Below are 11,223 nucleotides of genomic sequence, written 5' to 3'. Positions count from 1 at the left end.
CGCCCCCAACCGCCGCGCCCCCAACGGCCGCGCCGCCGGCTGCTCCCCCGCCGCGGATCGGGGGCGACAGCCTCACGCTCACCGGCGCGACCTTGTGGGAGGGCATGCTCGGCAAACAGGTCGCCCTCCAGATGAAAGACGGCGCCGCGGTTGGCGGCATGGTCGTCGCGCAGTCCAGCACCGATCTCGCGATCGCGCGTGGGGCCGACGGCACGGTGGTCTCCGTGCCCAAGGCCCAGATCGCCGGCGTGCGCCTGCGCCCCGAGTCGGCGTCGAGCGGCGCCGCGGGGGGCGGCAGCACTGTCCCCGTGGGCTCGCGCCCGCTGCAGGACGGCCGCGGTCTGCACGGCGGCGGCATTGTCATGCTCACGGTCGGGTCGGTCTTGGCCTTGTCCGGCACCGTGATGATGGCGATCTCCGTCTCCTACGTGGCGATCAGCTTGCCCCTGCTGCTCATCGGCTTGGGCACTGCAGGCGGTGGCATCGGGATGCTGGTGGCTGGCACCAAGAAGCGTCGCGCCTTCAACGAGGCGTGGGGGATCCCAGTGCGCGCGGGCGTGCAGCTGACCCCAACCTTGGCCGCGGGTCGCAACGGCGGCCAGGCTGGCTTGGTGCTGCGGTTCTAAACCCGCTCAGCCGAAGCGGACTAGCCGACCAGCCCAACGACGGGAGCAGGCGCGCCCGGCTCGAGCGGCGCGGAGTCGAAGAAGGTAAAGCGCGGAGCCAACACCTGCCCGTCTTCGACGATCTGGTGCGCCGTGTAGCGGGGCGCCTGCGACTCCCACAAGCTGAACCCCAGCGAGGCGACGCGCAGATCTTGGACCCAACGCTGAGCGCCCGGGTAGACCATGGATGCCCATGGCCAAAGCTGGGCCGCGAGCTGGTCGAACTGCGCCACGGCTTCGTCATGCAGACGAACCAAGGTCGCAAGCGCGTCGCGGACCCCGACAGAGGACTCTAGCATCAGGGTGGACGCGAGGTTGAGCTGACCCTGGACGCTGTCCTTGGCCAGGCTGAACATGTCGTTGCCCAGCCCGACGATCTTGCCAGACAGGTACTGCAACATCTGCACGATCGGGTGGGTGTAGAAGCTGGCCGGTGGTTCGTCGTCGTGGATCTCTTCTAGCAAGCAGGCCGTTCCGTACATGCCAATGGTGGCGATCCGCATCTCGAGTTGCTCGGTAAAGCGTGGCAGGGCGCCGCTCTCGCGCCGTCGGAACTCGAGCTTGGCCTCGTCGGCCGCCATGTCACTCCACTGCTTCATCACCTCACACACCCGGCGGATCCACGCCGGGCTGCGCCTGGTCCGAAACTCCTGCATGAGCTGCCACCAGCCCGCGTCGAAGCGGCTTGGGTTGGCCGGCTGACGGCCAGCGAGGACCGCGGCCGCGTCGATCCGCCAGCCGCTGGACAGCTCCTCGACATGGACGTCGTCCCACAGCAACCACAGCGCCAGGTACTTGCCGATCCGCGTGGTCTGGTCGAGGTCGAGGTTTGGGAATGGGATCCCAACATAGCCACCAATGTCGAAGCGTTCGGCGCGCTCGAGCTCGGCCGTTGAACATCCGAGCTGCGCAAACCAACTCAGGATCGCCTCGCGGGCAGCGTCGGCGTGAGGGCTGATGTCGATTGGCGATTTCCAGCGCTGCGGGACCTTCAGGCACAGTATTCGGGCGTTGTCTCGCTCGAGGTGGGCGACCTTGGTTGCAGGCAAAACGCGAACGAGTTGCATTCCATACTCCAATGTTCGGAACGGTACTCTCGATCTGTACCGCTCAGTCCAATTGAAGTGTACCGATAAACACGACGAGCGGATAGTTATATTTGCCCTCGGACGCACTTGGCACCCGGAGGCGTGTCAATTGGACCAGTTTGCACAGCCGGAGTCAGCCGGACTTCGGGAGGCTCGCAAAGTAGTCCTGCAGCAGCGGTGACGTGAACATGTACCCACCACCCACGCGCCGCATCAAACCGCAGGAGACCGCGTGATCCAAAGGCCGCTCGAGGTGCAGGGGAAGCTGCCCGCTCATGGTCAGGAGCAGCCGCAGCAGCATGTGCTGAATCACCGCGAGCAACCCAAAGCTCAGCGCAGAGACCATGCTAGCGGTCATCACACCAACGACCATGGTCCAGGGACTGTGCCACCACAGCAAGTACAGCGGAACCTGCGCCCCACCCACGAGCAGGCCCGCGTAGATGGCATTTCGCATGGACAGTGTGGTGCCCAAGTTGGGCTTGCTGCGCGCGTCGAGCTCGCGGTGCTGCAACCCCGCACACACAAATACGAACAAGACGCCCGTGACAACGACAAAAGAGATGATCTGGATTGGAAAGTCCATCCACCACAACACAGCCGCCGGGCCAAGGTTGAGGGGAACCGCGAGCGCCCCCCACTTGGCGGCCTGTCCCCACGACCAGCCGAGCGCCTCTACGGGTTGGACCTCGGCACTAAAGCTTGGCGAGCCGCGCTGAACGAGCATGAAAATGTTGAGGATCAATACAATTGAAACAGTGCTGACCGCCCCAACCCAGGTATCGACTGTCTTTAGCAACCCAACGAGCACGATGAACAACACCGCCAGTCGCAGGCCCACCAGCCGAAGATCGAATTCTTGTGAGGCGGGCGGGCCCCGCTTGCGGCGGCGCTCGTAGACCAGGCCATCGGCCAACACCAGCGCGGGCGTGGCGATCAGTCCGATCAACCCAAGCGTCACGAGCTCACCGAGTGCACCCGGCCAGCCCAGCGCGCGCGCGCCTTCGACGTGCACGCGACTGAGTGGTTCGGGCACGCCAAACCGCATCAGCAGCTCGTGGACCAGCCAGATCGAGCAGGTGATGAACAGCACCGCGAACCCACGGCTCAGCGCGAGATACAGCCACTGATGAGCCCGTGACCGCAGCCAGCTTGGCTGCAGCTGTTCGATCAAGAACATGCGTTGGTTGTTGGCCGACATCCCCGCGGCGAACTCGCTGAGTTGTTCGCGGACCGTCGCGCGCTCGAGTCCGGGGGGGCCGCCGCGCAGCGAGCGACGGACGAAGCTGGCGAACAGCCGCTCGCGCAACGGACGCTCGTCGCCGGTGTCGGCCCGCAGACCCCTGCTCGTGGTCGACGCGGTGCTCTCGTTCTCGTTCTCGCGCTCGTTCTCGCTCTCCGAGCCGTCGTCGCTGTCGCCGCGGCTGGAGAACACCCCGCGCAACAAGGTCAGCATCAGCGGCGAGCGGACCAGCTCCCGCAGCGCGGGATCCTTCTCGAGGATCTGGATCAGCCTGGGCTCGACCTCACCGAGCGCGCGCTCGACCTCCTCCTCGCTTGGTGAGAGCAGCTCGATCGCGCCGCCGAGCCGCAGCTGCTTGCCGTCGCTGGCGGCGTGGGTCTCGGTCCGCCCACAGACCACGATCCCGGACATGCCATGCTGCTCGCGAAACTCGTTGATCGCATTCACGCAGCCAGGCACCTCGCCGACGAAGTCGTCGAGCAGCAGCAGCAAGCGCTCGGACTCGAGCCACGCCCGACCCAGCCGGCGCGGGAGCTGATACTTGGCGACCAGCTCATCCACGATCCAGCTCGATAGATCACCGCTCTGCCGGGTCCACGAGCTGAGGCTCAAGACGACCGGCAGCGGATCTTGGGCCTGCTTCATCGAGCGCTCCAGCAGGGTGTTGGCTAGCTCGAGGAGCAGGGTGGACTTGCCGCCGCCGGCCTCACCCAGGATCAGCAGCGCGCGATCGGTGGCGTCGAACAGCTCGACTGGATCACTGCCGATGTCGACCAGCTGGCGATCCCGAAACGCGGTACCCAGGTGCTCCCAAGGGAGCTCGATCTTCTCGTAGCAGCGCCGCGCCGGCAGCCGCATCCGGGCTCGCTCCGCGTTGGCTTGCTCGAGCACCCCCGCGATCCAATGGCGGTGAACTTTCTCGAGCAAGCGCAGCTCGGTCCGGCGCTCTGGCGAGATTTGCGGGTCCTCCGAGGCCAACGGCTCCGGGACCACGAACTGTGCGCTGTCGATCGTACCGGCGAGCGTGCCCGTGCTGGCCTTTGGTGGGTCGCGGACGACCTTTGGCGGCGGTCGCTCGAGCTCCACGAGGATCGACTCGAGCTCGGCGGCGACCTTGCGAGCGCTGCTCATGCGCTCGTCTCGGTCCTTGGTCAGCATCTTGTTGACCAGCCGGACCAGCGCGCGAGGCAATTTTTCACCTGCGCGCTCGACCGGCGGGGTCGGGCCCGAGCTGATCGCCGCGACGATCATCACCGCCGTGTCGCCAAGAAACGGCGTGCGCCCAACCAGCATCTCGTAGAGCACGACCCCGAACGACCAGATGTCGCTGCGGGCGTCGACAGGCAGCCCCGTGCAGGCCTCGGGGCTGAGGTAGGCCAGCGTGCCCAGGATCGCGCCGGCCCCCGTCACGGGAGCCACGCTCGCCAGGTGGGCCACGCCAAAGTCGGTCACCCGTGGGGTGCCGTCATTCATCAACAAGATGTTGTCGGGCTTGATGTCCCGGTGGACGATGCCGAGGTGGTGCACGCGACCGAGCGCGTCGGCGATCTCGAGGGCCATCTGCAGCGCCTTCACGAGGGTCAGCGGCGCGCCCGTGTCCAAGCGCTCGCGCAGCGAGCCGCCCGGGACGTACTCCATGATCAAGAACTGCCGGTCGTCGACGACGTCGACTGCGAGCATTTGCACGATGTTGGGGTGCGCGAGCTCGCGCAAGATCTCGCCCTCTCGGCTAAAGCGCTCGAGCAACACGCCCATGCGAGAGGTCTCGTCGGCCCGGGCGATTCGGTCGCTGCGCAGCGCCTTGATGGCCACGGGGGTGTCGGTCTCGCGATCTCGACCGAGGTACACCTCCCCCATGCCACCGCGGCCGAGTAGAAGCTCAGGCTGCTCACTGAGCACATAGCGCCCGGCGATGACGAACTCCTGGGCCATCCGCGACCAACCCTATCAGAACGGCACACCAAGGTTGTTCAAACAGCACACCAGATTCGGCAGCTTCGACGTCGATTCGAGCGCGCGATGCTCGAAATTGGGCCTTGTCCGCGCGAGCGCCGGATCGAGTGGGGCGTTTAGCGACGGCCCATGACTTGGGTCCAGTGGTTATTGCCGCCGTGGAAGCCAACCCCGATCTCGGTGTTGTCGGGGTTCATGATGTTGCTGCAGTGACCGGGGCTGTTCATCCAACCGTCCATCACCGCGGTCGGATCTCCGTAGCCCTGCGCGATGTTCTCGCCCGACGCGAACCCATCGTAGTCCGTCTTGTCGACCCGATCCCAAGGGCTCTCGCCGTCGGGGTTGGTGTGGTCGAAGTAGCTGCGGTCGAACATGTCCTGGGAGTGCAGTCGCGCAGCGCAGCGCAGCTGGGCCTCGGCGGTCATCGGCCCGGTCGGTGCGAAGCTCTCGCCCCCGCAGGTGGCCCCCTCGGCTCGACGCGCGTTGACGATGCCCAGGACGTCGGCTTCGAACTGTGCCCACTCGGGATCCCAGTCGGCCTGCGGATCGCAGTGCGCGTTGAACTCGGTGGGAGCGTCGTCACCTTCGAGGTCGCCGGCTCCGAGGTCGTTGCCGTCGGGGTCGTCGGCGCAGCCGCCAAGGGTTGCGAGCGCAAGCACAGTGAGCATGGAGACGAGTCGTCGCGCCATGCCTCGATCTACCAGAAGTGGGCCCAGAAGTGGGCCCGTAGCGATGGGGGGTCGCAAGCCCCACAGCCTGATCCCCCTCGGATCAGAACGAGCCGCGATCGAAGTCCGCCATCATCGCGTCGATGACCGCCATACCCAGGCGCACGTAGCCACGCTTGGTGAAGTGGATGTGATCCCGGCTGGCCATTTGCGGGCGGGAAGTCGCCCACTCGTGCATCGAGTTGACGCCGCCCATGAACGCGAGCGTGTCCCAGAATCCGCAGCCCATCTCGTAGGCCAGGTCGCGCTGGGCCTCGACGATCTCGGCCACGCGCGGGCGCGGGATCCAGACGTCCTCTTCGATCTCGCGCGGGAAGTCGCCGGGGCCGATGATCAAGCAGCTGGCGTTCGGCGCCGCGTTGCGCAGGCGGGTCAGGACCTCGCGCAGGTTGGCCCGGTAGCTCTCCATTGACTGGTTCTCGTCGGTCGCTTCGTTGGTCCCGTAGAAGAGCGTGTACAGATCCGGGTCACGCCGGCGAATGTTGTCGGTCCAGACGTCCTGGTCCCAGTGCAGCATGTTGGCCGCGCGGGTGCCCGAGATCCCCAGCGTGTCGATCACGACGCCCGGCCCCGCCCGCTCCATGTCGAGCCCGAACAGCCGGACCTCGCCGTTGCCCACGACCCGAACCTCGATCTCGTGCGGGCCCTCGTCGAGGGTGAATTCGTAGTAGCCCGCCGCCGGCTGGGTGACCGGCTTGCCGTGTTGTTTCCCGGTGTCGACGGTGGCGATCTTCTTGCCATCGGCGAACAGCCGCAGCGAGCCGCCGCCCGGCTGCGCGAGGTAGTAGAGCTCATACTCGCTGGCGACCGCGAGCTCGTGACGGGGGACGATCTTGGTGTGGTCGCGCTTGCTGCTGCTGCTGCCGCTCGCGCCGAGCAACCCGTAGAAACCATCTTTGCGCGAGCTCGAGCGTTGGGCGAACTCCGAGTTCCAGCCGCGCGTCTCTTCGATCGACCAGTCCTGGTAGCGGTACCACTTGTTGACACGATTGAGCGAGACGAAGCCCTGCCCGCCGTCGCCAAACCGGCTCTGCAGGTAAGCCCGAAAGTAGCCGGGGTAGACGTCGGCCTGCGTGTGCGAGGCACCATAGACGAGCACGCGGACCTTGCCGTCCTCGTCTTTGCCGGCCGCGAGCGCGGCGAGGGCCGCGTGGAAGTGGGCCAGCGCCGGGTCATCGCGGGGGTGCTCGACCGGCGCGTACAGCCCCAGCGCGTTGCCGTTGGCGGCCTGGTCGCTGCTTCCGGTCGCCCCGCCGAGGCCGAACCCACCCGAGCCCGGCAGCGACAGCAAGATGTCATCGTCGATCGAGCCCGCCTCGTCCTCGCCCTCCGCCATCAGCTCGATGCGCGGCGCGACCGGGTTGCCCTCGATGTCCTCGAACAGATCGTTGCCAAGCAGCACCCGCTGGGCGTTGACCCGAGCCGCGAGCGCTTCGTCGGTGTAGGCAGGCAGAACTTCGTCCTCGCTGCCGGCAGCCTCGCGAGGTGGCGCGGCCTCGGGCGCGACCGGATCCGCAGGGTTGGCCTGCGCGCTCGAGCCGGGGATCCGAGATGGTGCTTCCCCGCAGGTCACGACTCCGCAGCCAAGCGCGAGCGCGCAAAACACCCCAGCGAGGCTGCGGAACCCGGATGTCGGCGCCCGAAGCACCCTCTGGTTTTGTCTGGGTGCTCCATGCAAGTCAAATTTGCTCGATCTGAGCTGAAAACAGCTCGCTGCCCTCGGTGAATGAGTCTACGAAAGTGTCCGCAAGCGGGCGAGAAGCCCTCGCCCGAGCTGAAAACAGCTCGCTGCCCTCGGTGAATGAGTCTACGAAAGTGTCCGCAAGCGGGCGAGAAGCCCTCGCCCGAGCTGAAAACAGCTCGCTGCCCTCGGTGAATGAGTCTACGAAAGTGTCCGCAAGCGGGCGAGAAGCCCTCGCCCGAGCTGAAAACAGCTCGCTGGCGCGTTGACCGGCCGCGCTGTTACAAATGCCTGGCATGCGCGCGAGCATCGTCCTGCGTCCCGCGAGGGCCGCCCGCGGCATTGGCGATTCGAGCTGATCTCGACTGCGAGCTCTCCCGTCGCTGCACGTCGCCCGCCCGCCATGGACAAGCTCCTGCGCTCGCTTCACACCCTCGGCGCCCTGGTCATGTTCATTGGCCAGGTCGCCCGCTCGGCGGTCACGCCACCGGTGTACTTGGGCGAGACCCTGCGGATGATGAACGTGTTGGCGAAGCGCTGCGTGATCCCGGTCAGCTTGGCCGTGGCCCCGGTCGGCGCGGTGATCTCGTTGCAGGGCATCTCGATCTTCAAGCTGTTTGGAGCCGAGCGCATGCTCTCGAGCTTCTTGGGCACCGCGATCTTCCGCGAGTACAGCCCGGCGCTGGCCTCGGTGATGGTCGCGGCCCAGGCGGGCTCGTCGATCGCCGCGCGGATCGGGACCATGAAAGTGCGCGGGCAGATCGACGCGCTCGCGGTGATGTCCGTGGACCCGGTCCGCTACGTGGTCGTGCCCGGGGTGCTGGCCTGCGTGATCGTGGCGCCGCTGCTGAGCGTGCTGACCAACCTGCTCGGGGTGTTCTCGGGCTGGGTGTTCGCGGTCCCGATCGGCGGAATTGATCACGGCGCGTTCATGGAGCACCTGACCGCCCAGATTACCCCGGCGGATCTGTGGATCGGTCTGGGCAAGTGCTCGCTGTTTGGACTTGGGGTCGGCCTGATCGCCGGCTACCTGGGCCTCAACGTGGGCAAGGGCGCGGCCGACGTGGGCAAGGCCGCCAACGACACGGTGGTGAGCACGATCGTGCTGATCTTGTTGGTCGACTACGCCGTGAGCATGGCGCTGCTGGGGGCTGGGCTGTAGATGCAGTCGATCACCCAGCTGGTCACCCATCAGGTCCGCCAGGGCGCCGACTTCGTGCGCTTTATCGGCCTGGCGCTGCGGATCCAGTTCACCCGCTTGCCTCCGCGCGATGTCCTGGTCACCCAGCTCGTCGACGCGGGCTGGGGCTCGCTCGCGCTGCTGACCGTGCTCACCCTGTTCGCCGGGCTCAACCTCAGCGTCCAGAGCTATGGATCCTTCGAGCGGTTTGGCGGTCAGGATCTGCTGGGCATGTTCGCCGGCGTGGGTGGCGTGCGCGAGCTGTACCCGGTCATGGCCGCGGTCGTGTGCGGCGCCAGGATCGGGGCCAACTTGGCCGCGAGCCTGGCCAACATGCGGATCAGCGAGCAGATCGAGGCGCTCGAGGTCATGGCCGTCGACCCGGTCCACTACTTGGTGGCGCCGCGGCTGTGGGCCGTCACGCTGGCGCTGCCGCTGCTGTGCGGGTACGCCGACGTGATCGGCCTCGCGGCGTCCTACGCTGGCGCGGTCTGGCAGCTCGGTCTGGATCCCGGCAGCTTCATCTCGCAGGTCCAAGACGCGGTTCGCTTGGCTGACATCGGTACGGGCCTGTTGAAGGGCCTGATCATGGGTTGGCTGGTCGCGGTGATCTCCTGTTTTCACGGCTACACCGTGGCCAAGCGCGACGGGGCCGAGGGCGTGGGCATTGCCACCAACCTCGCGATCGTCCACGGCGCGGTCATGTGCATCGTCGTCAACTTGATCCTGTCCTGGCTCATCTATGGCTGATCCCACCTCCACGCCCGACGACACCCCAGCCGTCGTGCTCGACAACGTCAGCAAGTCGTTTGGCGACCACACCGTGCTCGATGGCGTGAGCCTCACGATTCAGCGTGGCTCGATCGCGGTCATGCTCGGGCCCTCGGGCACCGGCAAGTCGGTGCTGCTGCGCTGCCTCGTGGGCCTGCTGCAACCCGACCGCGGGCGGGTGCTCGTGTTCGGCGAGGACGTGGCCGCGCTCGACGAGAAGCGGGCCGCGGATCGCAAGCGGCTGTTCGCGATCCGGCGTCGGTTTGGCATGCTGTTTCAAGACGGCGCGCTGTTCGACGACATGACGGTGTTCGACAACGTCGCGTTTCCGATGCGCCTGCACACCCAGCTGAGCGAGCAGGCGATCCACGAGAAGGTCTCGGATCGGCTCGCGCGGGTTGGGGTCGCCCACGCCGAGCAAAAATTCCCCAGCGAGCTGTCCGGCGGCATGCGCAAGCGCGTGGCCTTTGCCCGGGCGATCGCTATCGACCCCGACATCGTGCTGTGCGACGAGCCTTCTTCGGGTCTGGATCCGGTCATGTCGGCGACCCTCGATGAGCTGATCCTCGAGCTGCACCGCACCCTGGGCATGACCTTCATCATCATCAGTCACGACACCGCCGAGGCCCGCAAGGTCGCCGACACGATCGGCATGCTGGCCAACGGCAAGCTGGTGACCTTTGGCCCGGCCGAGCAGGTGTTCGCCGAGAACCACCCTGCCCTCGAGCAATTTTTCACCCGCGCGACCGTGGGTCCGATCAAGGTTGTCTGAGCCCGTGAACCGCAAGTACATCTTCCTTGGCGCCTTCGTCATCATCACCGTCGGGCTGCTGCTGTGGCTGGCCCAAAACGTGGGCGCGCTCGGGGGCCGAGACGGCAAGCGCTACATGGTCACGCTCGACGAAGCCGCCGGGCTGGTCGAGAACAACGCGGTCAAGCTCGCGGGCGTCAAGGTTGGCGTGATCGAGCAGATCGAGAGCAAGGGCGACGACGCGTACTTGGTGCTGCTGCTCGACCCGGAGATCGCGGTTCACGAGGACGCGATCGCAGGCGTGCGGGCCAAGAGCTTGCTCGGCGAGAAATACCTCGAGCTGCGGCCGGGCACCCCCGACGCGCCGCTGCTGCAAGACGGGGCGGAGATCGTCAACGTCCGCTCGACCTTCGAGATCGACCAGGTCCTCAACGCGCTCGAGCCGATCTTGGGTGGGACGGACTCGATCGGCGCCGCGCTCAAGCCCTTGATCGGGCGGGTTGATGGGCTGGTCGCCAAGGCGGCCGGCGACGATGGGGGGGCGCCGGTCGTGACCCGCGAGGAGATCACCGCCTCGATCGACGACGCCCGCGCGACGATCACCGGGATCCGCGAGATCACCGAGCAGAACAAAGAAGGCGTGCACCAGCTGTTGGACAACACCAACGCGTTGCTCGCTGACCCGCGCATCGATCGGATCATTGGCAACCTCGATCGGATCACGGCGACCACCGCCAACCGCCTGCCTGGGTTGTTGGACAAGGCCGATCGCACCCTCGGGCGGGCCGACAGCGCGCTGGCCAAGGTCGAGGGCGTGGTCGCGGAGTTCACCCCCGAGCGGATGGACAAGCTCGGTCAGGTCATTGATGACGTCGCGGTTGCGTCCAACAACCTCAAGCAAATGTCCGAAGACATCAAGGACATCGGCAAGGACGTGGGGCCGATGATCGCCAACCTCTCGCGCCTGGCCGAGCGGGCCGCGAGCATCGACGAGCTGACGATTCGGCGGTTCTTGCAGGAGGAAGGCGTGCTCGTTCGCGTTGGCGGCGGCAAGCGCAAGAACGCGAAGGACCGGATCGAGGAGCTCGAAGAGTAGGAATTTTAGCCGTGCTCGAACAGCTGGCCGCCGGCGTTGACCTCACGCGCGAGCTTGGCCCAGCGCT

The 11,223-nt window shown here is 66.5% G+C and carries 8 protein-coding genes and 1 pseudogene; 5 read left to right on the top strand and 4 right to left on the bottom strand.

What is annotated here, in order from left to right; all coding sequences use genetic code 11:
* Window positions 1-626: pseudogene (locus DB30_RS38820) on the top strand (hypothetical protein); the annotation flags it as partial.
* 20 nt (window positions 627-646) lie between these two features.
* Here DB30_RS38820 and DB30_RS38815 read toward each other — a convergent pair.
* The 4 genes from DB30_RS38815 to DB30_RS38800 all read right to left on the bottom strand — a co-directional run bounded on the left by DB30_RS38815 (window position 647) and on the right by DB30_RS38800 (window position 7,325).
* Window positions 647-1,732 (bottom strand): terpene synthase family protein, encoded by a 1,086-nt coding sequence (locus DB30_RS38815; RefSeq protein WP_052558924.1) that lies wholly within the window; start codon window positions 1,730-1,732, stop codon window positions 647-649.
* A 154-nt stretch (window positions 1,733-1,886) separates the two neighbouring features.
* On the bottom strand, window positions 1,887-4,928 hold the full coding sequence (locus DB30_RS38810) for a serine/threonine-protein kinase (RefSeq protein ID WP_052558922.1): 3,042 nt from the start codon (window positions 4,926-4,928) through the stop codon (window positions 1,887-1,889).
* A gap of 137 nt (window positions 4,929-5,065) precedes the next feature.
* Window positions 5,066-5,617, bottom strand: a complete 552-nt coding sequence (locus DB30_RS38805) for a CAP domain-containing protein (RefSeq protein ID WP_165704151.1) — start codon at window positions 5,615-5,617, stop codon at window positions 5,066-5,068.
* Between the two features lie 103 nt (window positions 5,618-5,720).
* Window positions 5,721-7,325 carry a GDSL-type esterase/lipase family protein gene (locus tag DB30_RS38800; protein WP_146662605.1) on the bottom strand — a complete coding sequence of 535 codons (1,605 nt, stop codon included), beginning with the start codon at window positions 7,323-7,325 and terminating at the stop codon, window positions 5,721-5,723.
* A gap of 436 nt (window positions 7,326-7,761) precedes the next feature.
* On the opposite strand from DB30_RS38800, the gene DB30_RS38795 reads away from it, so the two are divergent.
* Genes DB30_RS38795 through DB30_RS38780 form a run of 4 tightly spaced genes read left to right on the top strand, consistent with a single transcriptional unit; the run spans window position 7,762 to window position 11,156 of the window.
* Complete coding sequence (locus tag DB30_RS38795; protein ID WP_052558915.1) at window positions 7,762-8,520, top strand: MlaE family ABC transporter permease; 759 nt, start codon at window positions 7,762-7,764, stop codon at window positions 8,518-8,520.
* On the top strand, window positions 8,521-9,288 hold the full coding sequence (locus DB30_RS38790; RefSeq protein WP_052558913.1) for an MlaE family ABC transporter permease: 768 nt from the start codon (window positions 8,521-8,523) through the stop codon (window positions 9,286-9,288).
* Window positions 9,281-10,081 (top strand): ABC transporter ATP-binding protein, encoded by an 801-nt coding sequence (locus tag DB30_RS38785; RefSeq protein WP_052558911.1) that lies wholly within the window; start codon window positions 9,281-9,283, stop codon window positions 10,079-10,081. The genes DB30_RS38790 and DB30_RS38785 overlap by 8 nt, the downstream gene beginning before the upstream one ends.
* 4 nt (window positions 10,082-10,085) lie before the next feature.
* Window positions 10,086-11,156, top strand: coding sequence for an MlaD family protein (locus tag DB30_RS38780; RefSeq protein WP_052558909.1), 1,071 nt, complete (start codon window positions 10,086-10,088; stop codon window positions 11,154-11,156).
* The last annotated feature ends 67 nt before the right edge of the window (window positions 11,157-11,223 follow it).

Source organism: Enhygromyxa salina (assembly GCF_000737335.2).
Taxonomy (GTDB): Bacteria; Myxococcota_A; Polyangia; order Nannocystales; family Nannocystaceae; genus Plesiocystis; species Plesiocystis salina_C.
Note: the sequence above shows the minus strand (reverse complement) of the source record. Positions and strands in the feature narration are given on the sequence as shown.

Bases quoted from the DNA above. Each gene is read 5' to 3' on its own strand.
- DB30_RS38810 (WP_052558922.1), bottom strand. From the start codon at position 4,928: ATGGCCCAGGAGTTCGTCATCGCCGGGCGCTATGTGCTCAGTGAGCAG.
- DB30_RS38805 (WP_165704151.1), bottom strand. From the start codon at position 5,617: ATGCTCACTGTGCTTGCGCTCGCAACCCTTGGCGGCTGCGCCGACGAC.
- DB30_RS38815 (WP_052558924.1), bottom strand. From the start codon at position 1,732: ATGCAACTCGTTCGCGTTTTGCCTGCAACCAAGGTCGCCCACCTCGAG.
- DB30_RS38785 (WP_052558911.1), top strand. From the start codon at position 9,281: ATGGCTGATCCCACCTCCACGCCCGACGACACCCCAGCCGTCGTGCTC.
- DB30_RS38790 (WP_052558913.1), top strand. From the start codon at position 8,521: ATGCAGTCGATCACCCAGCTGGTCACCCATCAGGTCCGCCAGGGCGCC.
- DB30_RS38795 (WP_052558915.1), top strand. From the start codon at position 7,762: ATGGACAAGCTCCTGCGCTCGCTTCACACCCTCGGCGCCCTGGTCATG.